At 70.3% G+C, this 25888-nt stretch carries 20 protein-coding genes; 13 read left to right on the forward strand and 7 right to left on the reverse strand.

Annotated elements, in window-relative coordinates:
* Positions 1–23: 23 nt before the first annotated feature.
* From nhaA to ABZ172_RS07015, 3 genes are all read right to left on the reverse strand, one after another.
* Positions 24–1463: a Na+/H+ antiporter NhaA gene (nhaA, locus tag ABZ172_RS07005; protein ID WP_356880965.1), complete on the reverse strand. Its 1440-nt coding sequence runs from the start codon at positions 1461–1463 to the stop codon at positions 24–26.
* Between the two features lie 683 nt (positions 1464–2146).
* Positions 2147–4114: an acetate--CoA ligase gene (gene acs, locus ABZ172_RS07010; protein ID WP_356880967.1), complete on the reverse strand. Its 1968-nt coding sequence runs from the start codon at positions 4112–4114 to the stop codon at positions 2147–2149.
* A 180-nt stretch (positions 4115–4294) separates the two neighbouring features.
* Positions 4295–6796, reverse strand: a complete 2502-nt coding sequence (locus ABZ172_RS07015) for a SulP family inorganic anion transporter (RefSeq protein ID WP_356880969.1) — start codon at positions 6794–6796, stop codon at positions 4295–4297.
* Positions 6797–7094: 298 nt separating this feature from the next.
* Here ABZ172_RS07015 and ABZ172_RS07020 point away from each other — a divergent pair, with 298 nt between their 5' ends.
* Complete coding sequence (locus tag ABZ172_RS07020) at positions 7095–8417, forward strand: hypothetical protein (protein WP_356880971.1); 1323 nt, start codon at positions 7095–7097, stop codon at positions 8415–8417.
* Positions 8418–8447: 30 nt separating this feature from the next.
* On the opposite strand, the gene ABZ172_RS07025 is transcribed toward ABZ172_RS07020, so the two are convergent.
* Positions 8448–9443 (reverse strand): ATP-binding protein, encoded by a 996-nt coding sequence (locus ABZ172_RS07025; RefSeq protein WP_356880973.1) that lies wholly within the window; start codon positions 9441–9443, stop codon positions 8448–8450.
* A 102-nt stretch (positions 9444–9545) separates the two neighbouring features.
* Here ABZ172_RS07025 and ABZ172_RS07030 point away from each other — a divergent pair, with 102 nt between their 5' ends.
* Positions 9546–10370, forward strand: a complete 825-nt coding sequence (locus tag ABZ172_RS07030) for an oxidoreductase (protein ID WP_356880975.1) — start codon at positions 9546–9548, stop codon at positions 10368–10370.
* Between the two features lie 447 nt (positions 10371–10817).
* Here the strand turns inward: ABZ172_RS07030 and ABZ172_RS07035 are convergent, their stop codons facing one another.
* Positions 10818–11657: an HAD-IB family hydrolase gene (locus ABZ172_RS07035; RefSeq protein ID WP_356880977.1), complete on the reverse strand. Its 840-nt coding sequence runs from the start codon at positions 11655–11657 to the stop codon at positions 10818–10820.
* 513 nt (positions 11658–12170) lie between these two features.
* On the opposite strand from ABZ172_RS07035, the gene ssd reads away from it, so the two are divergent.
* From ssd to ABZ172_RS07055, 4 genes are read left to right on the forward strand one after another with little or no spacing between them, the layout of a single operon-like run.
* Entirely contained in the window at positions 12171–13295 is a 1125-nt protein-coding gene (gene ssd / locus ABZ172_RS07040; protein ID WP_356881189.1) for a septum site-determining protein Ssd, read from the forward strand.
* Positions 13292–14440, forward strand: a complete 1149-nt coding sequence (locus ABZ172_RS07045; RefSeq protein WP_356880979.1) for a TadA family conjugal transfer-associated ATPase — start codon at positions 13292–13294, stop codon at positions 14438–14440. The genes ssd and ABZ172_RS07045 overlap by 4 nt, the downstream gene beginning before the upstream one ends.
* A 17-nt stretch (positions 14441–14457) precedes the next feature.
* On the forward strand, positions 14458–15300 hold the full coding sequence (locus ABZ172_RS07050; protein WP_356881192.1) for a type II secretion system F family protein: 843 nt from the start codon (positions 14458–14460) through the stop codon (positions 15298–15300).
* Positions 15301–15314: 14 nt separating this feature from the next.
* A complete protein-coding gene (locus ABZ172_RS07055; RefSeq protein WP_356881194.1) occupies positions 15315–16109 on the forward strand; it encodes a type II secretion system F family protein in 795 nt (264 codons plus the stop codon).
* Here ABZ172_RS07055 and ABZ172_RS07060 read toward each other — a convergent pair.
* Entirely contained in the window at positions 16093–16290 is a 198-nt protein-coding gene (locus tag ABZ172_RS07060; RefSeq protein WP_356880981.1) for a hypothetical protein, read from the reverse strand. The two genes, ABZ172_RS07055 and ABZ172_RS07060, sit on opposite strands and share 17 nt — an antisense overlap.
* Positions 16291–16394: 104 nt before the next feature.
* Here ABZ172_RS07060 and ABZ172_RS07065 point away from each other — a divergent pair, with 104 nt between their 5' ends.
* From ABZ172_RS07065 to ABZ172_RS07075, 3 genes are read left to right on the forward strand one after another with little or no spacing between them, the layout of a single operon-like run.
* Complete coding sequence (locus ABZ172_RS07065) at positions 16395–16631, forward strand: DUF4244 domain-containing protein (RefSeq protein ID WP_356881196.1); 237 nt, start codon at positions 16395–16397, stop codon at positions 16629–16631.
* Positions 16618–16998, forward strand: coding sequence for a TadE family type IV pilus minor pilin (locus tag ABZ172_RS07070; RefSeq protein WP_356880983.1), 381 nt, complete (start codon positions 16618–16620; stop codon positions 16996–16998). The genes ABZ172_RS07065 and ABZ172_RS07070 overlap by 14 nt, the downstream gene beginning before the upstream one ends.
* A complete protein-coding gene (locus ABZ172_RS07075) occupies positions 16995–17468 on the forward strand; it encodes an Rv3654c family TadE-like protein (protein WP_356880985.1) in 474 nt (157 codons plus the stop codon). The genes ABZ172_RS07070 and ABZ172_RS07075 overlap by 4 nt, the downstream gene beginning before the upstream one ends.
* A gap of 222 nt (positions 17469–17690) precedes the next feature.
* Here the strand turns inward: ABZ172_RS07075 and ABZ172_RS07080 are convergent, their stop codons facing one another.
* Positions 17691–20201 (reverse strand): DEAD/DEAH box helicase, encoded by a 2511-nt coding sequence (locus ABZ172_RS07080; RefSeq protein ID WP_356880987.1) that lies wholly within the window; start codon positions 20199–20201, stop codon positions 17691–17693.
* Positions 20202–20280: 79 nt separating this feature from the next.
* On the opposite strand from ABZ172_RS07080, the gene ABZ172_RS07085 reads away from it, so the two are divergent.
* The 4 genes from ABZ172_RS07085 to ABZ172_RS07100 all read left to right on the forward strand — a co-directional run bounded on the left by ABZ172_RS07085 (position 20281) and on the right by ABZ172_RS07100 (position 25856).
* Positions 20281–20634, forward strand: a complete 354-nt coding sequence (locus ABZ172_RS07085) for an STAS domain-containing protein (RefSeq protein WP_003967428.1) — start codon at positions 20281–20283, stop codon at positions 20632–20634.
* Positions 20635–20839: 205 nt separating this feature from the next.
* Complete coding sequence (locus ABZ172_RS07090; protein WP_356880989.1) at positions 20840–21286, forward strand: ATP-binding protein; 447 nt, start codon at positions 20840–20842, stop codon at positions 21284–21286.
* 1187 nt (positions 21287–22473) lie between these two features.
* Positions 22474–24921, forward strand: coding sequence for a sodium-translocating pyrophosphatase (locus tag ABZ172_RS07095; RefSeq protein ID WP_356880991.1), 2448 nt, complete (start codon positions 22474–22476; stop codon positions 24919–24921).
* Between the two features lie 308 nt (positions 24922–25229).
* Complete coding sequence (locus tag ABZ172_RS07100) at positions 25230–25856, forward strand: small secreted protein (protein ID WP_356880993.1); 627 nt, start codon at positions 25230–25232, stop codon at positions 25854–25856.
* Positions 25857–25888 lie beyond the last annotated feature (32 nt).

A 25888-nucleotide genomic window follows, 5' to 3' on the forward strand; every position in this document is an offset into this window, starting at 1 on the left:
TCTTCTGTACATCCGATGTCCGATCATGCCGGACTGTCCGGCTCGCTGCTCGCTCCCCCCGCCCGTTCGGCAAGGCGGCGGTGCTCGGCCGCCTTCCTCTCGTGGATCGCGGCCATCCGCAGGTGGTACTCCGGGTCGTCCTGTTCGTAGACGTCGGGCACGCCCGATTCGTCCGCGTCGAGTTCCTCCGCCTCGTACAGCGCCCTGTATCTGCGTACCCGCAGTTTGAGCAGTACACCGGAGAGTACGGCCGCAATCAGGGATCCGATGAGGACCGCGGCCTTGACCTCGTTGATCATGTCCTCGTCGCCGGCGAAGGCGAGCTCCCCGATGAGCAGCGAGACGGTGAAGCCGATCCCGGCGAGTGTGGCCACGGCGAAGACGTCCGCCCAGGTGAGGTCCTTGTTCAGCTCGGCCTTGGTGAAACGGGTGACGAGCCGGGTGCCGCCGAAGATGCCGATCGTCTTGCCGACGACCAGACCGAGAACCACCCCGAGCGTCTCGGGCCGGGTGAAGACGCCGGCCAGGGCGTCGCCCTTGAGGGTGACGCCTGCGGAGAAGAGGGCGAACAGCGGCACGGCGACCCCGGCCGACAGCGGCCGCACCAGGTGCTCGATGTGCTCGCCGGGGGAGTGCGTCTCCCCCTCGCGCCGGGTGCAGCGCAGCATCAGGCCCATCGCGACCCCCGCGATCGTCGCGTGGACCCCGCTGTTGTACATCAGCGCCCAGATGACCAGGGCGAGCGGGAGGTAGACGTACCAGCCCCGGACGCCGGTGCGCAGCAGCGTGTAGAACACCGCCAAACCGAGGAACGCCCCGCCGAGCGCCAGGAAGTCGATGTTCTCGGTGAAGAAGACCGCGATGATGAGGATGGCGAAGAGGTCGTCGACGACGGCGAGCGTCAACAGGAAGGCCCGCAGCGCCGCGGGCAGCGACGTACCGATGACCGCGAGGACGGCGAGTGCGAACGCGATGTCCGTGGCGGTGGGCACGGCCCAGCCGGCGAGGGATCCGTCGCCCAGTCCCGCGGCCACCGTGTAGACGAGGGCGGGGACGGCCATGCCGCAGAGCGCCGCGGCGACCGGCAGGGCGGCGGCCCGGGGGTCGCGGAGCTCCCCGGCGACCAGCTCACGTTTGAGCTCGACGCCCGCCACGAAGAAGAACACGGCGAGCAGTCCGTCGGCCGCCCAGTGGGCCACCGAGAGGTTCAGTCCCAGCGCCTCGGGGCCGATGTGGAAGTCACTGACGGAGGCGTAGGCGGAGCCGAAGGTGTTGGCCCAGACGAGGGCGGCGACGGCGGCCACCAGCAGGATGACGCCGCCGACCGTCTCGGTGCGCAGGGCCTCGGCGACGTAGTTGCGCTCGGGGAGGGACAGCCGGCCGAGCAGGGTGCGGCGGTCGGACGGGGGAGCGGGCGGGGCCACGAGGGAGACCTCCGGGTCGGGTGACGGCAGTGGTGGCATGGCGGACACACATGCCGACCAGACTTCCCGGCGCCCCTGTGGAGATGTCTATGTCGTTGTCGGTGCTGCGGGTGGCGCTGCTGCTCTTGATGTCGGTCGGTCCTCGCGCTGACCTGCGGACGCTTCCGCGTCGGCGGGCACGCGTACACGACGACGTGACCCGCCCGAGGGAATCTCCACTCTACCCGGGGTACCGGAAACGTATCCGGATCCACCGCCCGCCGCCCGGCAGCGTGCTCCGGGCGGTGCCGTTCGTGCTCCGGGCGGCGCCGCTGCGCCGGCCGGGCGGTGCCGGTTCGTGTTCCGGACGGCACCACTGCGCCGGGGCACTGGTCCTGCGGGGAACGCCGGCCCAGCGGCGGGGTTCCGGGGCCCGGCCGCCGGTCCTGGTGCCGGCCCTCCGAGGAGAGCCGGAAGGGGCATCCGGATCGCTCCGGATGCCCCTCGACGGCGGGCCGGACAGTCCCGGCGGGCGGACAGTCCTCGCGGGTGGGCGCCCGCAGAGGGCGAGCACCTGGCGGGTGCCCGGGAGAGCGAGCACCGACCGGGTGCCGGGGGAGTTCGGGCACCCGGTGGGGGCGGGGGAGATCAGGCACCCGGTGGGACGGGCGGTCAGGCCCGGGACCGTCCGGGCCTGTTGTCCTGCGGTCTGCCGCCCTCCCACACCGGTCGTGCCTGCTCTCTCAGTCCTCGGAGGACGCGGAGGGCAGCTGCGTCTGGATGAGCGCCATCACCGACGAGTCGGTGAGCGTCGTGACGTCGCCCAGCTCGCGGTTCTCGGCGACATCACGCAGCAGGCGGCGCATGATCTTGCCGGACCGGGTCTTCGGCAGCTCGGCCACCGGAAGGACACGCTTGGGCTTTGCGATCGGCCCCAGCGTGGTGCCGACGTGCTGACGCAGCTCGGCGACCAGTTCGTCGGAGGCCGTGGCGGTGCCTCGCAGGATGACGAAGGCGACGATGGCCTGACCGGTCGTCTCGTCGTTGGCGCCGACCACGGCGGCCTCGGCGACCGACGGGTGCGACACCAGAGCCGATTCCACCTCGGTGGTCGAGATGTTGTGCCCGGACACGAGCATGACGTCGTCGACCCGGCCGAGCAGCCAGATGTCACCGTCCTGGTCCTTCTTGGCGCCGTCGCCCGCGAAGTACTTGCCCTCGAAGCGCGACCAGTAGGTGTCGATGAAGCGCTGGTCGTCGCCCCAGATGGTGCGGAGCATCGACGGCCACGGCTCGGTGAGGACGAGGTAGCCGCCCCCGCCGTCCGGTACCTCGTTGGCCTCGTCGTCGACCACGGTGGCCGAGATGCCGGGCAGGGCCCGCTGAGCCGAACCGGGCTTGGTCGCCGTGACCCCGGGCAGCGGCGAGATCATCATGGCGCCGGTCTCGGTCTGCCACCAGGTGTCCACGATCGGGGCGAGGTCCGCACCGATGTTCTTGCGGTACCAGATCCAGGCCTCGGGGTTGATCGGCTCGCCGACCGAACCGAGGACACGCAGGGACGACAGATCGAACTTCGCGGGGATGTCCTCCCCCCACTTCATGAACGTCCGGATCGCGGTCGGCGCCGTGTAGAGGATCGTGACGCCGTACTTCTGGACGATCTCCCAGAACCGCCCCTGGTGAGGCGTGTCGGGCGTGCCCTCGTACATGACCTGCGTCGCGCCGTTGGCCAGCGGGCCGTAGACGATGTACGAGTGTCCGGTCACCCAGCCGATGTCGGCGGTGCACCAGTACACGTCGGTCTCGGGCTTGAGGTCGAAGACCGCGTGGTGGGTGTACGCCGCCTGGGTGAGATACCCCCCGGAGGTGTGCAGGATCCCCTTGGGCTTACCCGTGGTGCCCGACGTGTACAGGATGAAGAGCGGCTGCTCCGCGTCGAAGGCCTCGGGAGCGTGCTCGGCCGACTGCCGGCCGGTGATCTCGTGCCACCAGACGTCCCGGCCCTCGGACCAGGCGGTGTCCTGGCCGGTGCGCCGGACCACGAGGACGTGCTCGACCGTGTCGATGCGGGAGACCGCGTCGTCCACGGCGGGCTTGAGCGCCGAGGGCTTGCCGCGGCGGTAGCCGCCGTCGGCCGTGATGACGACCTTGGCGTCGGCGTCCTGGATGCGGGCGGCGATGGCGTCCGCGGAGAAGCCGCCGAAGACCACCGAATGGGCGGCGCCGATGCGGGCGCAGGCCAGCATCGCCACGGCGGCCTCAGGGATCATCGGCAGATAGACCGCGACCCGGTCGCCCTTGCCCACCCCGAGCTCGGTCAGCGCGTTCGCCGCGCGGGAGACCTCGTCCTTCAGCTCCGCGTACGTGATCGCGCGGCTGTCGCCGGGCTCTCCCTCGAAGTGGATCGCGACCCGGTCGCCGTTGCCCGCCTCGACGTGGCGGTCCACGCAGTTGTACGCGACGTTCAGCTCGCCGTCGGCGAACCACTTCGCGAAGGGCGGATTGCTCCAGTCGAGCGTCTCCGTCGGCTCCGTGGCCCAGGTCAGGCGGCGGGCCTGCTCGGCCCAGAAGCCCAGCCTGTCCGCCTCGGCCTGCTGGTACGCCTCCACTGTCACGTTGGCGTTCGCGGCCAGATCGGCGGGCGGTGTGAACCGCCGCTCCTCCTTGAGCAGATTGGCCAGACTTTCGTTGCTCACGACATCTCCCATTCCCAGGGTGTCCGTTGTGTCCCGGAGGACAGCTCATCAGGCTGCGGGCCAGGTGACAAGTGTCTGCCGGGAATTGGTTTAGACCTGTGCCCCGTGCGGGGACTCACGGGTCCCGCTTCCACGTGCAGCGTGATGTGAAAGCGGGACCACCAGGTCTCACGGACCGGATGAGGGAGTGGTTCAGGCACTCACCGGAGCGGTCGGTGCCGCTTCGCTGTCGGGCTCCGCGCCCCACACCGCTCCGGGGGCGACTCGGGCGAAGACCTCGTCGGGCCCCGTCCCCGAGCTGGCGCCCTCTGTCAGCAGGTAGGCCTGGGCCTCGCCGACATGGAAGTACATGCCGTGCAGGTGCAGGGTGCCTGCCGCCAGCCTGCGTGCCACCGACTCGTGTGCGCGCAGGTGTTCCAACTGCTGAACGACATTGGTCAGGCAGAGCTGCTCGACCGCGTCGGTGGGCAGCCGGCCTGCGATGCGCGCCCAGGAGTGGTCACGGGAACGCATGCGCTCCACACTCGGCAGGCCGTGCCGCAACCAGCGCCACAGAGGCGTCCGGGGCGTCTCCGGCTCGGCTTTCAGCAGAGCCTGCATGGCCCCGCATCCGGAGTGCCCGCAGACGGTGATGGATTCGACTTCCAGCACGTCCACGGCGTACTCGATCGCGGCAGCCACGGAATCGTCGTTTCCCGTCGAGCCCTCGCTGTCCGGAGGCGGCACGAGGTTGCCGACGTTGCGCACCGTGAAGAGATCGCCCGGGCCGCTCGCGGTGATCATGCTGGTGACCAGGCGGGAGTCGGCACAGGTCAGGAAGAGCTGTGAGGGCCGCTGTCCTTCCTCGGCGAGCCGGGCCAGCTCCCCGCGGACGAGCGGGGCGGTGGTGCGCTGGAACGAACTCAGCCCGCTGAGAAGCCGGCTGGCGCCGTGCCGGCCGGCCGAGGATCCTGCCGCGGCCGCGGCCTCGGCGGGGGCGGTCCTCGAGACGACGTACGAGGGGGCAGGTGTGCTGGTCGCCGGGGTGTCCTGCACGCCGTCGTGGCAGTGGTGGTTGCGCCACGGTGTCCATGGGCGGCAGCAGGAGTGGGCCGCCGACGCAGGCTCGGCGATCCGGCCACCGGAACGTCCGGTGAACTCGATGTGGGCTCCCATCGCCGTCTGCGCCGTGTACCAGTCCTGGATCGTCTCGTACGCCGCGTGGTCCATGAAGAAGCCGTCCAACTCGACGACGGCGTCGACCCCGTGGGGAAGCCTCCCCAGCACACGGCTGAGGCGGGGGACGGCCAGGAAGGTCAGCTGTCCACGCGCGGTCACCAGGTAACGGCCGTCCTGCTCCGTCACGGTGATCCTGGTGCGGGCCAGCCGGTGCAGGGCGACGGCGACCGCCACGACGATGCCGATCGCCACACCCTCGAGCACCCCGGCCAGGATCACACCGCTGATCGTCGCGCCGTAGACCAGGAACTCCCGGTGCCGGTGCACCTTGCGGATGTGGGCGAAGCTGACCATCTGGATGCCGACCACCATCACCAGGGCCGCGAGCGCGGCCAGGGGGATCCACTCGAGGACGGTGACCAGCAGCAGGGCGGCCAGCAGCACCCAGACGCCGTGCAGCACGGTGGAGGCGCGGCTTTCCGCTCCCGCTCGCACGTTCGCCGAGCTGCGCACCGCGCCGCCGGACACGGCGAGACCTCCGGCCAGTCCTGACAGCGCGTTGGCGATTCCCTGGGCCCGCAGCTCCCGGTCGAGATCGGATCGTTCGACCGGTGCGGGGGGTGGTGTCCCGTCCTTCGGTGCCGCTGCCGACCGGTCCGCGGCGAGCTTGTCCACGGAGACCGCGGCGAGCAGCGATTCGAGGCTGGCGACGAGCATGACCGTGAACACCGCCGCGGCGAGCGCGGCCACCGGGCCGTGCGGCGCCTCGGGCAGCGCGTGCGAGCGCCAGGAGGGGAGGTTCACACGGGCGATCCCGGGAGTCGCCGCGGCCGCGACGGCCGTGGCGATGACCACGGCGGCGAGCGCGGCAGGAATTCTGCCCAGGGACTTTCCGGCCCGTCCGGGCAGACGCGGCCACGCGATGAGGAGGAGGACCGTCAGCATCCCGATGGAGAGGGCGGCCGGATCGGACTCCACCAGGCGTGACGGAAGTGTCAGGGCGTTGTCGAGAGCGGAGCTCTGCGGTGCCCCGCCGAGCACGATGTGCAGCTGGGCCAGGGCGATGGCCACGCCGATCCCGGCGAGTGTGCCGTGCACGATGGCCGGGCTGACGGCCAAGGCGCTACGGGCCGCTCTCAGCGAGCCCAGCAGGATCTGGAGGAGGCCTGCGCCGATGGTGATCGCGCAGGTGGTGCGCCAGCCGTAGACCTGGATCAACTCGGCCGTGACCACGGTCAGTCCGGCGGAGGGGCCGCTGACCTGGAGCGGTGTGCCGCCCAGGAGTCCGGCGACGATCCCTCCGATCGCCGCGGCGACGAGGCCGGCGGCGAGGGGGGCGTCCATGGCGACGGCGAGACCGAGCGACATGGGGACGGCGATGAGGAAGACGGTGATCGATGCGGACAGATCCGCACCCGAGACGCGGAAACGTCCCCGACGGGGCGGCGGGCTGTGCGGACGCTTGATGCCCGAGGCGCGCGAGGGGCGCGAACTACGGGACGAGTGGTCGTTGCGGGTAGGGACGCAGGCAGACATGTTCCCGTCTCCTCCGGGGCAGCGCGGTCGCGGTGTACGAGTGACGGCGGCCGTTGATCACGGCGTGCAGCGGTGGGGTACAGCGGCGGGATTTTCAACTCTCCGTAAATGAATCGTAATGGAGAGTAAAGAAAGGTGTCCATGCTTTCGATCAAATAGCGCAGTGAGTCACCCTTCCAGGTGAATAAGCAGCTTTTCATTCGGCTTGTCGTACTGATTCCGGCAGGGCTGCGTGTGAGGTTGACGGCGCCGTGTCGGCACTTCAACGCACGAATCCTGCAAGGAAGAGGGTGGACGGATGATGGCCGTCACGAAGCGGATCGCACTGGGTGCCGTGGTCACGGCACTGATCACCGGCCTGGCCGGTTGCTCGGGCTCCGGTACGGGAACCCGGCCGGGATCCGGCGAGCAGTCGGCACCCGGCGCGGAGGGCAACTCTCCGGCGGCTGCGCCGAAGGGTCCGGTCAGCCTCATCGGTGACGGGTCCACCGCGTTCACGGGGGCCCAGCCGAAGCTCCCCGCGGCCAAGCGCCTCAAGCCCGGTCAGAAGCCGCCCCAGTTCGTGGTGTTCTCGTGGGACGGTGCGGGTGAGGACAGCCAGAAGCTCTTCTCGCACTTCCGCGCGGTCGCGAAGAAGTACGACGCCCGGATGACGTACTTCCTCAGCGGCGTGTACCTCCTTCCGGAGGAGAAGAAGGCGCTCTACGACCCGCCGCAGCACTCGGCCGGCCGCTCCGACATCGGATTCAACGACGCCGAGGGGATCCGCGACACCCTCACCGAGCTGCGGGCCGCGTGGCAGGACGGCAACGAGATCGGCACCCACTTCAACGGCCACTTCTGCGGTCCGGAGGGAGGCGTCGGCACCTGGTCGGTCGAGGAGTGGAAGAGCGAGATCAGCCAGGCGAAGTCGTTCGTCAAGAGCTGGAAGACCAACACACCGGCCCTCAAGGGCGAGGCGCCGCTCCCCTTCGACTACGACAAGGAGCTGATCGGGGCCCGCACTCCGTGCCTGGAGGGCCAGAAGAACATGGTCGCGGCCGCGCGGACCATGGGATTCCGCTATGACTCCAGCGGCGTGGGCAACCAGGTCTGGCCGGCGAAGAAGGACGGGCTCTGGGATCTCCCCCTCCAGCTCGTCCCGGTGCCGGGACGAGCCTTCGAGACGCTCTCGATGGACTACAACTTCATGTTCAACCAGTCCGGCACGACACAGGGCGACCCGGGCAAGCACGCGTACTGGGGCAACCAGATGCGGGACGGCCTGCTCCAGGCGTTCAGCCGCGCCTACAACGGGAACCGCGCCCCGCTGATCATCGGCAACCACTTCGAATCCTGGAACGGTGGCACCTACATGCGCGCCATCGAGGAGACGATCAAGACGGTGTGCACCCAGCAGGACGTTCAGTGCGTCTCCTTCCGCCAGCTCGCCGACTGGCTGGACGCCCAGGACCCCGCGACGCTCGACAAGCTCGGGACGCTGAAGGTGGGGCAGGCGCCCAAGCCGGGCTGGTCCGCGTTCCTGACGGGAACCGCACCGGCCGGAGAGCCGGCCGGCAGCCCCGCCCCTGCCGGGCCGGACCGGCCGGCAGGCAGGACGGCCGACGGGTCCGCGGGATAGGGCGGCTGCCCGGACCTCGCCCGGGCCGGTTCAGGCCGGCTGTGCGGCGGACGCTTCGGTGAGGTGCTCGTGCAGGACGAAGGCGGGGTCGACCTGAGCGGCCAGGTCGGCGCCCGTCTTCTCGTTGCCCCAGCTCTCCGCGTTCTTCAGGTGGAAGTGGACCATCTGCCGCGTGTAACGCTCCCAGTCGCGCAGCTCGTACGAGTCCTCGGCGGCGTTCTGCAGTGCCTGCAGGGCCATCCGGTTGTCCGCCTCCAGCAGATCGAACGGTGCCGGACGCCCCTTCTCCATCGCCCTGACCCAGTCGGAATGGCCGACTCCGACCAGCAGGTCGTCGCCGACCTCGGCGCGCAGGAAGTCGAGGTCGTCCTCGCTCTGCACCTTGTTGCCCACCACCCTCAGCGCGATGCCGAAGTCCCTCGCGTACTCCTTGTACTGACGGTAGACGGAGACGCCCTTCCTGGTCGGCTCGGCGACCAGGAAGGTCATGTCGAAGCGGGTGAACATCCCCGACGCGAACGAGTCCGACCCCGCCGTCATGTCGACCACCACGTACTCGTCCTGGCCGTCCACGAGGTGGTTGAGGCAGAGCTCCACCGCCCCGACCTTCGAGTGGTAGCAGGCGACGCCGAGATCCGTCTCGGTGAACGGCCCGGTGGCCATCAGCCTGATCTCCCCGTCCTCGAGGCGGACCGTCCGGGCGCAGGCGTCGTAGACCGGGTTGTCCTCCTGGACGCGCAGGAGCCGGGACCCCTGCCCGGGCGGGGTCGTCTTGATCATCGTCGCGGCCGAGGCGATGCGGGGGTTGCTCCCGCGGAGGTAGTCCTTGATGAGCGGCAGCTGGGCGCCCATGGCCGGGAGCGCGGCGGCCTCGTTCTCGTCCAGCCCCAGGGCGGCGCCCAGATGCTGGTTGATGTCGGCGTCCACCGCGACGACGTGGGCTTCATTGGCAGCGAGGTGGCGGATGAAGAGCGAGGACAGCGTCGTCTTGCCGCTGCCGCCCTTCCCCACGAAAGCGATCTTCATGTTCACCTAGGGTAGTCGCTCAATTGCTCCCTGTTGTCACTCTTCGTGAAGAAGGCCACTCCCCGGCGGTGTGCGGACCCCGGGCGCGTAGCCTTCCTACTTATGAGTACGTCTTCCTCGGATCCGCTCGCCGCCCTCGGGGACCTGCCGGGGGTCGCCGATGCGGTGGACTCCGTACGCAAGGCCGTCGACCGCGTCTACGGCCACCGGGTCATGCGGCGCCGCAGCAACGAGGTCACCGCCGAGGCCGCTCTGCGTGGAGCTCGCGGGTCGGCGGCCCTCTCGGGTGCCGACTGGAACCTCGAGGAGGTGCGTCGGCGTACGGACTTCAGCGGTGAGGACGAGGCGCGCACCGTCGGTGCCGCCCTCAGGCTGACGGCGGAGGCGGGTCAACTGCTCTCCATCTGGCGGCAGTCACCGCTCCGCGTCCTGGCCCGGCTGCACCTGGTGGCGGCCGGTGGCGCGACTCCTGACGACACGGTCGGCAGGCCCCGGCTGGCCGGTGAGCCGGTCGACGAACCGCTGATCGAGGCGCCCCTCCCCGGCGCGGGCGAGGTGTCCGGGCGGCTCGAAGGGCTGTCGCAACTGATCATCGCCGGTGGTGCCGCCCCCGCGCTGGTCGCGTCCGCGGTGGTGCACGGTGAACTGCTCGCGCTCCGCCCCTTCGGTTCGTGCAACGGCCTGGTCGCCCGGACCGCGGAGCGCATCGTGCTGATCGGCAGTGGGCTCGATCCCAAGTCGGTCTGCCCCGCCGAAGTCGGCCATGCGGAGCAGGGGCGAGCGGCGTACGTGGCCGCGTTCGAGGGGTATCTGTCGGGGAGCCCGGAGGGTATGGCGGCCTGGATCGCGCACTGCGGCCGATCGGTCGAACTGGGTGTCCGGGAGTCCACGGCGGTGTGCGAGGCGCTGCAGCGGGGCGCCGCGTAGCCGCTCGGTGCGCAGAGCACCCCCGGGCGGCCGGTGCTGCGTGTGCGTCGGCGGGGCCGGGAAAGGGGTGCGGCGGTACCGGTTCCGGTACCGCCGCTGGCACGTCCGCCGAGTTACCAAGCGTCCTCGATATATGCCCATCAGGTCGGGTTCATTGCCCGTCACCTGGTGCGGCTGGCCCGTAATCGACGGGTCGACGTCGCGTGGGTGCTCGGCCTTCGTGCGCGGTCCGTGGGGCCTGCTGTGCGTGAAAGGTCATCCTCGCGGATGTCCCTGGTCTCGCGGGCCGTTGACTCCTTTGTACTCCGGGGCCGGTGGAAGTGGAAGGCTTGCCCGCACTTCTTTACTTTTGTGTTCAAATAGTCGTGAGTCGGGCGTTCCGGGAGCGCCGGCCGAGGGGCGACGCGTCGATACGCGGCGCCCGGAGCCTCCCTCGGGGCGGGCCTGTCAGCTGGCGAGCACCGAGGACCGGCGGCGGTTGGCGTACCAGACCAGTCCGGCGGTCACGGCGGCCGCACTCAGCGCGGCAGCCGCCACCAGTGCGGGGCGGGGAGGCATCGAGAAGGCCGGCAGACGCTGCTTGAGCCGGACGGGCCGGTCGAAGACGAGAATCGGCCACTCCCTGAGAGTCGCCTCTCGCCGCAGCGCGCGGTCCGGATTGACGGCGTGCGGGTGTCCGACGGACTCGAGCATCGGCACGTCGGTGGCGGAGTCGCTGTAGGCGTAGCAGCGGGAGAGGTCGTAGCCCTCGGACTCGGCGAGAGCCCTGACCGCCTCTGCCTTGGTGGGGCCGTAGGCGTAGTACTCGATCTCGCCCGTGAAGCAGCCGTCGTCGCCCACCACCATTCGGGTCGCCACCACCCGGTCGGCGCCGAGCAGTTCCCCGATCGGTTCGACGACTTCGGCCCCCGAGGTCGAGACGATGACCACGTCGCGGCCGGCGGTGTGGTGCCCCTCGATGAGGGTCGCCGCCTCGTCGTAGATGATCGGGTCGATCAGGTCGTGCAGGGTCTCGGCCACCAGGTCCTTCACCTGTTGGACGTTCCACCCCTTGCAGAGCGCTGAGATGTATTCGCGCATCCGCTCCATCTGGTCGTGATCGGCACCTCCGGCAAGGAACACGAACTGTGTGTACGCGGTACGCAGTACAGCGCGTCGGTTGATCAGCCCGCCCTGGTAGAAGGACTTGCTGAAGGTCAGTGTCGATGACTTCGCAATGACCGTCTTGTCCAGGTCAAAGAAGGCTGCTGTGCGAGGCGAGAAGCAGTTTTCCACAAAGGTGAGCATAGGGGCCCGCCATTCGGCGTAAAGTCCGGCGGGTGGGTTTGCTTGAGAAGGGGCTCGGGTACACCATGGAAGTCACGGATCGTTCGCGACCGTGCTAACCCGGTCCGGCTCCTCCCCCCCCCGAGTCGGCCGTGGGGACGACCCCCGCTCTCCCCCCCGGCGGGGGTCGTCGCATGTCCGGATGTGTTTCACGGCCGAGGATCGAGGCCTCCTCTCCTCTGCGGGCCATGATCGGCGTCTCCTTGCAGGCATGGGATCGATCATCCGTCGTGACTGTGCGTAGTGGAAGTGCTGCGCTGTGAAAGTCCCCTGTACGAGCTACCGAGTTATTCACAGCGCCGGGGTTGTCCACAGTTTTTGAGCAAGATCCACATGTCTTTCCGTGCAGTTGCATGGTGATTCCACCTGCGAAGTCCGCAGGTTCCGGAATCGCGCCTCTCGGAAGCTTCGAGATCGCCGCGAGACCGCACTGAAGGGGCAGTGAGAGGGGCGGAGATCGTGGCTGGATCTTTCATGGGCGAGGGCACGTCGAGCGGCGAAGGGCCACGGAGCGGACCGCTGATCGTGACGGAGGACGCCGAGCTGCTGGACGATCTGCTCAGGCTGTGCGCGGCGGCCGGAGCGGTTCCGGAGGTCCATCACGGGCCTCCGGAGGGGAGGGGCGGATGGGAGCGTGCCCCGATGGTTCTGGTGGGTGACGACGCGGCACAAGGCTGCCGCGGGGCGGCGCGCCGCCCCGGGGTCATGCTCGTCGGCCGGGATCAGGACGATCCCCGTGTGTGGCGCCTGGCCGTGGAGATCGGCGCCGAGTACGTGCTGCGGCTTCCCGATTCCGAGGGGTGGCTCGTCGACCAGATCGCCAATGCGGTGGAGGGCGTGGGCAGGCCGGCACTCACCGTCGGGGTGCTGGGAGGACGCGGTGGCTCCGGTGCGTCCACCTTGGCCTGCGCGCTGGCCGTGACGGCGGCGCGCTCGGGGCGGCGGACCATGCTGATCGACGGCGATCCCCTGGGCGGAGGCATCGACGTACTGCTGGGCGGTGAGGCCTCCGAGGGTCTGCGATGGCCGGATTTCGCCCGTTCGAAGGGGCGGGTGGGAGGAGGGGCACTGGAGGAGTCCCTGCCTGCGTTGCACGGACTGCGGGTGCTCAGCTGTGGCCGTGACGACGAGGTGACCGTTCCGCCGCAGGCCATGCGGTCCGTGCTCGCGGCGGCGCGCAGGCTCGGCGGCGTGGTGGTCGTCGATCTGCCGCGGAGGGTCGATGAGAGCGTGGCAGAGGCGTTGGCGCAGCTGGACGTCGGACTGCTGGTGGTGCCCGGCGAGCTGAGGGCTGTCGCGGCCGCGCAGCGCGTCGCCTCGTCCGTCCGCATGGTCCTGGAGGACCTGCGCGTCGTCGCCCGAGGCCCCTACACCGCAGGTCTGGACGAGCACTGGGTGGCAGAGGCGCTGGAGCTCCCGCTCGTCGGCGATCTGCCTCCGGAGGCCGGGCTGTCCTCGTCCCAGGACAACGGGACACCCCCGGGCGGAGATCCCCGCGGGACGCTGGCTCGCTTCTCCGCCGCGTTCTGGGAGCTGGCGGACGCCCCGGCCCGTTCGGAGGCCGTCCCGGCCCGGCCTCGGACGGAAGGGACACGATGACCGACGCGTTGTTCGACGCCGTGCGCCAACGACTGGCCCGAAGCGGTGTGGCACCTACCCCGGCTGGGGTGGCCGCCGCACTGAGGGAGCAGGGCCGGTTGCTCGGTGACGCCGAAGTCCTCGGCGCTGCCGAGCAGCTGCGGGGCGAGCTGGTCGGTACAGGCGTGCTGGAGCGGCTGCTTGCCGACCCGGCGGTGACCGATGTGCTGGTGTCGGCTCCCGACCGGGTGTGGGTGGACCGCGGCGGCGGACTCGAGCTCACCAGGGTCGTGTTCCAGGACGCGGCGGCCGTCCGCCGGCTCGCTCAGCGGCTCGCAGCAGTGGCGGGGCGCCGACTGGACGACGCCAGGCCGTGGGTGGACGCGCGGCTGCCGGACGGAACACGCATGCACGCGGTCCTGCCGCCGGTGTCCGTCGGCTCGACCTGTCTCTCACTGCGGGTGGTGCGGCCCAAGGCCTTCACCCTGGCGGAGCTCGTTGCGGCGGGGACGGTGCCGCCCGGCGGAGACCGCTTGCTGAGGGCGCTGGTGGAGGCCCGAATCTCCTATCTGATCAGTGGAGGAACCGGCGCGGGGAAGACCACCTTGCTGTCGAGTCTGCTGGGGGCGGTCGGCGAGCGCGAGCGCATCGTGCTGGCGGAGGACTCCGCGGAGCTGCGGCCCGATCACCCGCATGTCGTGCGGCTGGAGTCGCGTCCCGCCAATCAGGAGGGTGCCGGGCGGGTGACGCTGCGGGATCTCGTACGCCAGGCACTCCGCATGCGTCCTGACCGTCTGGTGGTGGGAGAGGTCCGCGGAGCTGAGGTGACGGAGCTCCTGGCGGCTCTCAACACGGGGCACGAGGGTGGGTGCTGCACGGTCCACGCCAACGCGGCCGAGCACGTTCCGGCGCGCCTGGAGGCTCTGGGGACGGCTGCCGGCCTCGACCGTGCGGCTCTGCACAGCCAGCTGGCCGCGGCACTGTCCGTCGTCGTTCACCTCGTGCGTGACAGGAACGGGCAGCGGCGCCTGGCCGAAGTCCATGTGCTCGAGCGTGATTCCGCAGGCCTGGTCGTCACCGTGCCCGCGCTGAGCTGGAGCGACGGCGGGTTCGTTCCGCAACGCGGCTGGGAGCGGCTCGGAGTTCTGGTCGGGGAGCGGCTGTGACGGGCTCCGACGCTCTGATGCGCATGCCGGAGTGGGCGATGGCGGGCCTGACTGGTCTGGCCGGAGGTCTGGTCGTGGCCAGGGACAGGGGCGCACCGCGCGCTCGGGCCTTGATGACCCGACGGGGGACAGAGCCGTGGGGGCCGGCCGTATGGACCGGTGTCCGCGCCTTTCCCGACCGGCGGAGGGAATGGCTGTGTGCTCCCGTGGCGGCTCTCCTCGCTCTCCTGGGCGAATCGGTGCTCCCGTTGTTCGCGGGCGCCGTGGCGGTCCCTCTCGCGAAGCGCTGGATCGAGCGGCGTGAGCGGCGGCGTGAGCGTGAGGAGGCGGCTCGCGCGGTGACGGCGCTCTGCGGGGCGGTGACCGGTGAACTACGGGCAGGGCGCGAGCCGGGGCAGGCCTTGCTCGTCGCCGCTCGTGACGCCCGGGCGCTGGGCGCCGCCGAACCAGCCGTGCTGGCTGCCGCACGGTTCGGCGGCGATGTCCCGGCCGCTCTGCTGCAGGCATCGACCGGGCCGGGCCGCGACGGTCTCGCGGGTATGGCCGCCTGCTGGCGGGTCGCTGTGAACGGCGGAGCCGGGCTCGGTGCGGGGCTGGCCCGGCTGGAGTCCGCCCTGCGGGGGGAGAGGCGGAGGCGGGAGGAGTTGCGGGCCCAGCTCGCCGGCGCGTGGTCGACGGTCGCGGTTCTGGCATTACTGCCGGTGCTGGGCCTGGGACTCGGGGCGGCGCTCGGAGCGGAACCACTGAGAGTGCTGCTGCACAGCCCGGGCGGACTCGTCTGCCTGGCGACGGGCGGTCTGCTGGAGGCTGTGGGTCTGTTCTGGGCCTCGCGGATCGTGCGGGCGGGGGAGGCGGCATGACCGGGACGTATGCCATGGAGGCCTGGGCGTCAGCGGCCGGGGCCGTGGGGGCGCTGCTGGGTTCAGTGGGGTATCTCGGTCTCGCCCTGGCCGATCGGCGGTGTGAGCAGCGCGTACGCAGGAAGGGAGCGCGGCTGGTCACGTCCGGTGGGAGCAGACCGGCACGGAGGCGGTGGGACCCACGGGCAGCGGGCTGGGAACCTGCGCGCCGGTGGGCGGTGTTCCTGGCCGTCTGGGCGTCCGGCTGGATCCTCGTGGGCGGCATTCCGGGATGCGGGGTCGGCCTTCTGGCGGCGTACGGAGCGCGGCGGTGGTGGCGTTCCGCGAGGAGGCGCACCCCTGCCGGTACACAGAGCGAGGCTGCTTTGATCGCCCGGCAACTGCCGATCACGGCCGACCTGCTGGCCTCCTGTCTCTCGGCGGGTGCCGGACCGAGGGAAGCGGCGGAGGCGGTCGGGGAAACGATTGCCGGTCCGGTCGGCGAGCGGCTCGCCCGTACGGCCGGTGTGATCCTCCTCGGCGGCGAACCCGACCAGGCGTGGCGCCAGTTCGGAGAGCTGCCGGGGGCCGCGCCGCTGGCCCGCTGTCTGGCCCGCGCCGCATCGACGGGGGCACCTGCGGCGGAACCCGTGTCCAGGATCGCCGACGAGATACGCGCCGAGCGTGCGAGCGCTGCTGTGGCGCGCGCCCAGCGGGCGGGCGTGCTGATCACCGCACCGGTGGGGCTCTGTTTTCTGCCTGCCTTTCTGGCCATGGGAGTGGCACCGGTGGTGATCGGACTGGCGACCGGTCTCACCCGAAGCGGCTGAGACACGGCACCAGGTCGTCCAGGGGCTGGCCCGAGGCGAGCCGGCGGAACGGGTCCCTCTGGATGCGCTGCACGGCCTCGTCGGACTGCGGGCGCCACAGCCGCACCGCCGAGTGTGCCCGGGGTGAGCAGGGCTGCCGGATGTTCTCGAGCGGCGGCCGGGCCGCCGCTCGCTCGCCCATCGCATCGCGGCGTGGCCGGGATCCGGCCGGGGCGAAGCGCTGAATGAAAGCTGAATCAAGAGTTCCGGATGGAACACCGTGAGGTCTGAGACATGGGGGTTGATGTGGACAGGAAGTTCATGGAGCGGTCTCTGCGCGTTCTGCGTCGCGGGTGGACGGCAGGCTTCGGCCGGCGCGCCCGCCGCGGGGGCCTCGACCGGGGGATGACGACATCCGAGTACGCGGTGGGGACCATCGCCGCCTGCGCGTTCGCGGCGGTGCTCTACAAGGTGGTCACCAGCGGGGCGGTGCTGTCGGCGCTGCAGTCGTTGATCAAGGACGCCCTCGATGCGAAGTTCTGAGCGGATGCTCGGGCGGAGGGAAGGCGACCGGGGCGCGGTGACGGCGGAGGCCGCCATGGCCCTCACCGTGCTCGTGGCCTTCGCGTTCGTTCTCGTCTGGGCGCTCGTGGCCGCGGCGGACCAGATTCGCTGTGTGGACGCCGCACGCGCCGGAGCGAGGGCGGCTGCCCGGTCCGAGCCTGAGGCCGCGGTGCGGACCGTGGCGCGGGAATCGGCGCCGGACAGGGCTCGCGTGGCCGTGGAGCGTACGGGGGGCCTGTGGCGGGTCAGAGTCGAGGCACCGACACCGGGGCCCGGACCGCTTGCTCTGACGCTGAGTGCCGAAGCAGTCGCGCTGGCCGAGGACAGCGTCGGGGTGGATTCGTGACGAGGAGGGAGGGATCCGGGGACCGTGGGCTCGCGACGGTCTGGGTGGCTGTCACGACCGCGACGCTCTGCGCGGTCTTCGCGCTGGTGCTCGCGCTCGGCCAGGTCGTGGCCGCTCGTCACAGGGCCGGTGGTGCAGCAGATCTGGCGGCGCTCGCCGCAGCCGACCGGGCGCTGCGAGGTGCGGAAGCGGCCTGCGGGGCGGCTGCCGAGGTCGCTCTGGCGCAGCGGGCGGAGATCGTGCGCTGTGTGGTCCGTGCCGAGATCGCTGACGTGACCGCGCGTGCACGCTTCGGCCCCTACACACCGGAGGTCAGGTCGAGAGCCGGGCCTCCGCAGCCCCCGGCTGTCACCGGCACGGCCTCCGGCGCCGTCCCCGGCACTCGCAGCGGACACTTGCGGGCCGTGAACCTGGGAATGAGTGACTACCGAGTCCTTGGACCCGGGGACCCTGGATTCGGTGAAACGTGAGCCCCGGGAACCGGACAGCCCCTTACCGGAAGATTCGAAGAAGTCAGAGAATCCCCAGCCCCCGGAGAGCTCAGGGACCCGAGGCCGGAGGACTCTGGGACCTGAAGGCCCGGTGACCCGAAAGGTCAGGAATATCCGAGGGCCGGGAACCCCAGAACCCGAGAGCCCGGGAAATGCCTGTACCGAGAACTCGGGAACGAGCCGTGAGATACGCGGCACTCCTCAGCCGGTGCCTTCCGGTCGCGAGTCCTCAGCGCTTCCGCCCGGGTTGACCTCTTCGAGGTCCGGCGGCGCCGTTCCGAGCAGCTCGGTCAGGAGTCGCACCGCGCCCCGCTTGTGCAGAGGTTCGTTGCCGTTGCCGCACTTGGGGGACTGGATGCAGGAGGGGCACCCTGCCTCGCACTCGCAGGAAGCGATGGCCTGACGCGTCGCGGTGAGCCATGCACGGGCGGTGCGGAAGGCGCGTTCCGCGAAGCCGGCACCACCGGGATGGCCGTCGTAGACGAACACCGTGGGAAGGAGCGTGTCCGGATGCAGAGGAACGGAGACACCGCCGATGTCCCAGCGGTCGCAGGTGGCGAAGAGCGGCAGCATCCCGATGGCGGCGTGCTCCGCCGCGTGCAGGGCGCCTCCGAGGATCTCCGGATTGATCCGGGCGGCGTCCAGCTGGTCCTCGGTGACCGTCCACCACACGGCGCGGGTGCGCAGGGTGCGCGGCGGCAGGTCGAGTTTGGTCTCGCCCAGGACCTCTCCGGTGATCAGTCTGCGGCGCAGGAAGGAGACGACCTGGTTGGTGACCTCGACGGAGCCGAAACAGAGCCGTCCGTTGCCCCAGGGGATCTCGGTGTCGGTTTCCAGCACGGAGATCGCCGTGGTGTCGCGGGCGCTGGTGGAGTACGGAGGGACGGCTTCCTCCACCAGGGCCACCGAATCCTCCAGATCGAGGTTCCGGACCAGGTAGGTCCGGCCTTGGTGGAGGTGGACGGCGCCCTCATGGACGGAGGTGTGCGCGGCTGCTTCGTCGACCGTTCCCAGCAGTCGGCCGGTTCCCTCCTCGACGATCTGGACCGGACGGCCGCCTCCGCCCCGGATGTCGGTGAGGTCGGCAGCGCGTTCCCGGCGCGTCCAGTGCCAGCCCGTCGTCCGTCTGCGCAGCAGCTTCGCGGCCTCCAGCTGGGGCAGCAGTTCGGGCACAGTGGGGCCGAAGAGCGCGAGGTCGGCCGCTGTGAGGGGAATCTCCGCTGCCGCCGCGCACAGGTGCGGAGCGAGGACGTAGGGGTTGTCCGGGTCCAGGACGGTCGACTCCACCGGCTGGTCGAACAGCGCCTCGGGATGGTGGACGAGGAAGGTGTCCAGCGGATCGTCCCGTGCCACGAGGACGGCAAGAGCGCCCTGCCCCGAGCGTCCGGCACGCCCTGCCTGCTGCCAGAGGGATGCACGCGTTCCCGGGTAGCCGGCGATGACGACCGCGTCCAGACCGGAGACGTCGATGCCGAGCTCCAACGCGGTGGTGGCCGCCAGCCCGAGCAGGTCCCCGGAGTGCAAGGCTTTCTCCAGGGCGCGGCGTTCCTCGGGAAGGTAACCGCCCCGGTAGGCGGCGACGCGCCCGGGCAGGGAGCGGTCCACCTCGGCGAGCCGCTCCTTGGCGATGACGGAGATGAGCTCGGCACCCCGCCGTGAGCGCACGAAGGCGACCGAGCGCACACCCTGGACGGTCAGATCGGTCAGGAGGTCGGCTGTCTCGGCCGTGGCGGTTCGGCGTACGGGCGCACCCTTCTCGCCGTGCAGGTCGGTCAGCGGTGGCTCCCAGAGGGCGAACACCATCTCCCCCCTGGGCGAGGCGTCGTCCGCGACCTCCTTGACCGGCAGACCCGTGAGACGGCCCGCGGCGACGGAGGGATGCGCCGCCGTGGCGGAAGCGAGGAGGAAGACGGGATCGGATCCGTAGCGGGCGCAGAGACGGCGAAGACGGCGCAGCACCTGGGCGACGTGTGAGCCGAAGACACCCCGGTACGTGTGGCACTCGTCGATGACGACGAAGCGGAGCGCGCGCAGGAACGAGGCCCAACGGGGATGCGACGGGAGGATCCCCCGATGCAGCATGTCGGGGTTCGTCAGGACGTAATTGGCGTACTGGCGCACCCATTCGCGTTCTTCGACCGGCGTGTCCCCGTCGTAGACCGCGGGCCGGATCGCGGAGCCCAGGGGAGCCGCGAGCGCCTTCACTCCGCGGCGCTGATCGGCGGCCAGAGCCTTGGTGGGAGCGAGGTACAGGGCGGTGGTGCCGCGGCCGTTCGGGGCATGGGAGCCGTCGAGGAGGGTACTCAGTACCGGAGCGAGGTAGGCGAGTGATTTGCCGGACGCCGTTCCGGTGGCGATCACCACGGACTCGCCGTCCAGAGCGTGCTCGGCCGCGACGGCTTGGTGCGTCCACGGATGGTCGATCCCCGCCTGGCTGATTGCCGCGATCACTTCTGGCCGGATGCGATCGGGCCAGGTGGCATGGGTTCCCGCACGCGGGGGCAGGTGCTCCGTATGAGTGATGCGCGCTGCCCGGCCCGCCGTTGCGGCGAGCCGGTCGAGAACCACAGCGGGAGAGGGGCGCGAGCCTGCGTTCCCGGGTGGTCGACTGGGGCGGTGATTCTTGGCCATCGACACCGAGTGTGTCACTGGCGTGACGGACAATGGCCCCAAGGCGTCGTGCATGGCTGCTGGTAAGTGATTGAATGCCATCGCGGCTGGCGATCCGTCCCCTGACCTCCGTCGGGGAGACCGAGGGGCGACCGCTCGATAGCAAGGTGCTGGAGGATCCGTGGACCTGTCCCTGTCGACTCGCAATGTGTCCGGGCCTGGTGGCGACCGTACGGTCGTCGAGGTCGGTGGCGAGATTGATGTGTATACCGCGCCCAAGCTGCGCGAGCAGTTGGTCGAGTTGGTGAATGACGGCAGCTACCACTTGGTTGTCGACATGGAAGGCGTCGACTTCCTCGACTCCACCGGCCTCGGCGTGCTCGTGGGCGGCTTGAAGCGTGTGCGGGCCCATGAGGGCTCGTTGCGCCTGGTGTGCAACCAGGAGCGCATTCTCAAGATTTTCCGGATCACAGGTCTGACCAAGGTGTTTCCCATTCACACCACGGTCGACGAGGCTGTCGCGGCCACCGACTGAGTCGGCGCAGGCCGGCCGTTCCCAGGTCGGCAGGCATGGCGGTGACGGACCGGCAGGCGGCAGCAGACGGGCCGCCACGAGCAGGCGGTCGACCATGTGGTCGACTGCCGGCTTCGTCGGTTTCCGGGGGAGAATGAGAACAGGGGTACCCGGGCGTCACGCCCGGGCCCCTGAAACGCACGCCCGTACGTTCGAGGGGGATGGCATGCCAACCGTTGAACTCCGCTTCAGCGCTCAGCCCGAACACGTCAGGACGGCCCGCCTCGTGGCGGCTGCGGTGGCGCGCCGGGCCGGCGTCGACGAGGCGGTGCTCGACGAGGTCAGACTCGCGGTCGGCGAGGCGTGCAGTCGCGCCGTGGGGCTGCATCGCAGCCATGACATCACTGCGCCCGTCACGGTCGTCCTGATCGAGGACGAGAAGGCCTTCTCCATCGAGGTCGGCGACGGGCATCTTGCCGCGGGAAGCGGCACCTCGGCAGAAGGTGTGCCCGGCGGCGGTCCGGATGTTCCGGAGACCGAGGCCGACACCGAGGACGAGATGGGCCTCGCCGTCATCAGCGGCCTGGTCGACGACGTGGAGGTCCGTACGGGAGCGGACGGCGGCGTGATCCGCATGACCTGGCCGACGACTCCGGCCGTGGCGCTTCCCTGACCCACCCGGACGGGAACCGGCCTCTGGGCCCGGAGCGGTCCACCTAGCCCCCACCTCCTTTCGGCTCCGCCTGCCTGCAGTCGCTCTGCTCGGCTCCTCCCGCGGTCCCATCCGCCTCGGCGCAGACCCCGTACGCATGCGTACGCCCGCCCTGCTCGGCCCTTCACCGGGTCCGGTTCGGCCCGGCCTTGCACGTGGCTCCGCCCGACTCGGCCCGCACACCGTCCGCTCGCACGCGGTCCCGGCCCATACGGCCCACGCGGCCCGCCCTGCTCGATCCCTCGCCAGGTCAGGCCCGGCTCGGCCTTCGCGCGGTTTCGCCCGCCGCGGTTCCTGACGCAGCCTCGTCCGACGAGGTAGCTCACTTGCTGCAGCGCCTCCGCCCTGTGCAGTCGACGTGCGTCCGCAGACCCGGCTCCTTCCCGGGAAGCCTCCGCATGGACCCGCGCTCCACTGAGCTGCCTTCCGTGCGTTCAGCTGCGCCTACCCTCCCTCTGCTCGACCCGCGGCCCTTCGCCTCTATGCCCTGGATTCGGACACCGGGCCCGACGGCGTGACCAGCTGCGGGCTGTTCCGGTCAGCTTCGGATCCAGGCCGCCTCCGAGTGCCGGTCAGTGGTCCGACGTCGGCCACCCGCGGATCCGGGCCGCTCTCGGATCCGGGCCACCTACGACGCCAGGCCACCCCCGATCCCGGTCAGTCCCCGATCCCGGTTATCCCTGGATCCACGTCGTCTCCGGACGGCAGCCAGCCCCGGACACCCGTCACCCCCGACCACAACCAGCCCCGGATCCTGCTGATCTCCGGGGCCGGCCGGAGATCACCGATCGTCGGCCTGTTCAGGCCAGGGCCGTGTCGTGTGCCGAGAAGCCCCGGCGGGCGGGAAGGATCTGCTTGTTCGTGGCTCTCCCTCCGCGCGATCAGCGAGCACCAACCATGAGTCGATAACCAGCGACCAGAGGCCGGCGACCAGTGATCAATGACCGCCGATCGCTGATCTCCGGACATTCCGCGTATTGCAGGTATCGGGCTCGTCGCTCCCCTTGCTGCATTCGGGTTCGTTTACGTGCGGGATGGTGTGCCGTCGGGTGGGAGAAAAACCATTTCACTGACCACCCACTAGGTTGACCAGGCTCTTCTTCCTGCGTTCCGTCCACGTCTTGAGCACTGAGCGTCAAGGAGGACGTATGGCCGAGTTCCTCAGCACCCCACCGGTGGACCTGGTGCACGTTTCCGTGCCGTCCGGCCGGTCCACCGCGTTCGCGGCCGCAGCACTCACCAGCGGCAACAGGCTGATCGTCGTCGCCATCGCGGTCGTCGCCCTTGCCGCGCTCGTCGTGGCGCGGCTGCTGGCGCGCCAGGTGCTGGCCGCCGGTGAGGGCACCGAGCGGATGAGGGAGATCGCGGCAGCCGTTCAGGAGGGCGCGAACGCCTATCTGACCCGGCAGTTGCGCACCGTCGGTATTTTCGCCGCAGCCGTGTTCTTCCTGCTCCTGCTGCTTCCGGCCGACAACTGGCCCCAGCGGGCGGGGCGCTCGCTCTTCTTTCTGGTGGGGGCGCTTTTCTCGGCTGCCACCGGATACATCGGCATGAGGCTCGCCGTCCGCAGCAATGTGCGCGTCGCAGCCGCCGCCCGCGAGGCGACTCCCGCGGACGGAGAACCGGAGAAAGACCTCGCCGTCGTGTCGCACAGGGCGATGAAGATCGCTTTTCGTACCGGTGGCGTGGTCGGCATGATCACGGTGGGCCTCGGCCTGCTCGGCGCCTCCTGCGTGGTGCTCGTCTACGCGGCGGACGCGCCGAAGGTGCTGGAGGGCTTCGGCCTCGGTGCCGCGCTGATCGCCATGTTCATGCGCGTCGGGGGCGGCATCTTCACCAAGGCCGCCGATGTGGGGGCCGACCTCGTGGGCAAGGTGGAGCAGGGCATCCCGGAGGACGATCCGCGCAATGCCGCCACCATCGCCGACAACGTGGGTGACAACGTCGGGGACTGCGCGGGCATGGCCGCGGACCTCTTCGAGTCGTACGCCGTGACGCTCGTGGCCGCACTCATCCTGGGCAAGGCTGCCTTCGGGGACGCGGGTCTCGCCTTCCCGCTGATCGTTCCGGCGATCGGCGTGGTCACGGCGGTGATCGGGATCCTCCTCGTGGCCCCCAGGCGCGCGGACCGCAGCGGGATGAGCGCCGTCCACCGCGGGTTCTTCGTGTCCGCGGTGATCTCGCTCGTCCTCGTGGCGGTGGCCGTCCTCGTCCATCTGCCGTCCTCCTACGCCGAGCTGGGCGGGGTCACCGACAGGGCCATCACCTCGCACGGCGGTGATCCGCGCGTCTTCGCGCTGGTCGCCGTGGCCATCGGGATCGTGCTCGCCGCCCTGATCCAGCAGCTCACCGGCTACTTCACCGAGACCGGCCGCCGGCCCGTGCGGGACATCGGGAAGTCCTCGCTGACGGGCCCGGCGACCGTCGTGCTCGCCGGTGTCTCCCTCGGCCTGGAGTCGGCCGTCTACGCCGCTCTCCTCATCGGTCTCGGGGTCTACGGAGCCTTCCTGCTCGGCGGTACGTCGATCACGCTGGCGCTCTTCGCCGTGGCCCTGGCGGGTACCGGCCTGCTCACCACGGTGGGCGTCATCGTCGCGATGGACACCTTCGGCCCGGTCTCCGACAACGCCCAGGGCATCGCGGAGATGTCCGGCGACGTCACGGGCGCGGGAGCCCGGGTCCTCACCGATCTGGACGCCGTCGGCAACACCACCAAGGCGATCACCAAGGGCATCGCGATCGCCACGGCGGTCCTGGCGGCGTCCGCGCTCTTCGGCTCGTACCGGGACGCCCTCGCCACCGCGGTCGGCGACGTGGGTGCCCGGGCGGGGGAGCTCGGGCTGAGTCTGGACATCTCCCAGCCGAACAACCTGGTCGGGCTGATCCTCGGGGCCGCCGTGGTCTTCCTCTTCTCCGGGCTGGCCATCAACGCGGTCTCCCGGTCGGCGGGAGCCGTGGTGTACGAGGTGCGCCGGCAGTTCCGGGAGCACCCCGGGATCATGGACCGCACGGAGAAACCCGAGTACGGGCGCGTGGTCGACATCTGCACCAGGGACGCTCTGCGGGAACTGGCCACACCCGGTCTGCTCGCCGTCCTCGCACCGATCGCCGTCGGCTTCACCCTGGGGGTCGGGGCCCTCGGCTCGTACCTCGCGGGTGCCATCGCCACCGGGGCCCTGATGGCGGTCTTCCTGGCCAACTCCGGCGGAGCGTGGGACAACGCCAAGAAGCTCGTCGAGGACGGTCACCACGGGGGCAAGGGAAGCCCGGCCCACGCGGCGACGATCATCGGTGACACGGTCGGTGACCCGTTCAAGGACACGGCGGGCCCGGCCATCAACCCGCTTCTCAAGGTGATGAATCTCGTGGCGCTGCTGATCGCCCCCGCAGTGGTCCGGTTCAGCTACGGCCAGGACGCGAGCGCGGGCGTACGGGCTCTGGTCGCCGTCATCGCCGTCGTGGTCATCGTCGCCGCGGTCGTCGTGTCCAAACGGCGGGGAATCGCGGTGGGGGACAGCGGTGGACCGGCCGGTGGAGACGGTCACGCGGGTGGTGACGGCGCCCCGACGCCCTCCGGTCCGGCGGCTCTTTCCTGAGACGGACGGTCATGACCGAAGCCGAGCCGGTCATCGGTGACGCCCGCTCACCGGGGCAGCCGGCCAGACGCCCTGACGCAGCGTCCGTCGCATCCGGCCCGGGTGGGCAGCGGTCGGACGGGCGGACCGGACGGTGTGTCCGCATGGATGTCCGCGGGAGCGTCCGAGCGGGTGGGTGAGTTGTATCTCCCTCACATCTCTTGGTGCAAATGGCTGCAAAAGAATACATATCGGATACCGGGCGCCTGATTGTCACCCACGCGCCGTGTAAGTTCCGGGGCCGAGAGCCTTGGAAGGGACCCAATCCGGTGAACAAGAAGCTTGCAGCCGCACTGTCCGGCGGTGCGGTACTCGTACTGACGCTGTCGGGCTGCAGCGACGACAGCGACAACAAGGTCAACGACTGGGCGAAGAAGGTCTGCGACCAGGTCCAGCCGCAGTTGCAGAAGATCGCGAACGCCAACGCCGCGATCCAGCAGCAGACGGCCGACAACAGCAAGCCCGCCGATGTCCAGAAGACCGACTCGGCCGCCTTCCAGCAGATCTCGCAGGCGTACAAGGCGCTGGGTTCGGCCGTGGAGTCCGCGGGTGCGCCGCCCGTGGACGGCGGTGAGACCACGCAGAAGGAGGCCGTCAAGGAGCTCAACGCCTCCTCGGTGGCCTACGCGAACCTGAAGACCAAGGTCGACGCGCTCGACACGAAGGACCAGGCGAAGTTCGCCGACGGTCTCAAGGGCATCGCCGACGAGCTGAACAAGATCAGCACCAACGGTGACCAGGCGCTGAAGAAGCTCCAGTCCGGCGAGGTCGGCTCCGCGATGGCGAAGCAGAAGGGCTGCCAGAAGCCGACGGCCTCGGCTTCGCCCGCGCCCGCTCAGCCCGCGCCGGAGTCGGAGTCCGCGTCGCCGTCCGCCTCGGCGAGCGAGAAGTCGTAGAAAGCCCCTGACCGGCGGACGGCCCGGCCGTC

Origin of the sequence: Streptomyces sp. NPDC006296 (genome assembly GCF_040613235.1) — a bacterium.
GTDB lineage: Bacteria > Actinomycetota > Actinomycetes > Streptomycetales > Streptomycetaceae > Streptomyces.

Bases quoted from the DNA above. Each gene is read 5' to 3' on its own strand.
- ABZ172_RS07095 (WP_356880991.1), top strand. From the start codon at position 22,474: ATGGCCGAGTTCCTCAGCACCCCACCGGTGGACCTGGTGCACGTTTCC.
- ssd (WP_356881189.1), top strand. From the start codon at position 12,171: ATGGGCGAGGGCACGTCGAGCGGCGAAGGGCCACGGAGCGGACCGCTG.
- ABZ172_RS07090 (WP_356880989.1), top strand. From the start codon at position 20,840: ATGCCAACCGTTGAACTCCGCTTCAGCGCTCAGCCCGAACACGTCAGG.
- ABZ172_RS07050 (WP_356881192.1), top strand. From the start codon at position 14,458: ATGCGCATGCCGGAGTGGGCGATGGCGGGCCTGACTGGTCTGGCCGGA.
- ABZ172_RS07020 (WP_356880971.1), top strand. From the start codon at position 7,095: ATGATGGCCGTCACGAAGCGGATCGCACTGGGTGCCGTGGTCACGGCA.
- ABZ172_RS07015 (WP_356880969.1), bottom strand. From the start codon at position 6,796: ATGTCTGCCTGCGTCCCTACCCGCAACGACCACTCGTCCCGTAGTTCG.
- ABZ172_RS07030 (WP_356880975.1), top strand. From the start codon at position 9,546: ATGAGTACGTCTTCCTCGGATCCGCTCGCCGCCCTCGGGGACCTGCCG.
- ABZ172_RS07025 (WP_356880973.1), bottom strand. From the start codon at position 9,443: ATGAAGATCGCTTTCGTGGGGAAGGGCGGCAGCGGCAAGACGACGCTG.
- nhaA (WP_356880965.1), bottom strand. From the start codon at position 1,463: ATGCCACCACTGCCGTCACCCGACCCGGAGGTCTCCCTCGTGGCCCCG.
- ABZ172_RS07060 (WP_356880981.1), bottom strand. From the start codon at position 16,290: ATGGGCGAGCGAGCGGCGGCCCGGCCGCCGCTCGAGAACATCCGGCAG.
- ABZ172_RS07070 (WP_356880983.1), top strand. From the start codon at position 16,618: ATGCGAAGTTCTGAGCGGATGCTCGGGCGGAGGGAAGGCGACCGGGGC.
- acs (WP_356880967.1), bottom strand. From the start codon at position 4,114: ATGGGAGATGTCGTGAGCAACGAAAGTCTGGCCAATCTGCTCAAGGAG.
- ABZ172_RS07035 (WP_356880977.1), bottom strand. From the start codon at position 11,657: ATGCTCACCTTTGTGGAAAACTGCTTCTCGCCTCGCACAGCAGCCTTC.
- ABZ172_RS07055 (WP_356881194.1), top strand. From the start codon at position 15,315: ATGGAGGCCTGGGCGTCAGCGGCCGGGGCCGTGGGGGCGCTGCTGGGT.
- ABZ172_RS07045 (WP_356880979.1), top strand. From the start codon at position 13,292: ATGACCGACGCGTTGTTCGACGCCGTGCGCCAACGACTGGCCCGAAGC.
- ABZ172_RS07080 (WP_356880987.1), bottom strand. From the start codon at position 20,201: ATGGCATTCAATCACTTACCAGCAGCCATGCACGACGCCTTGGGGCCA.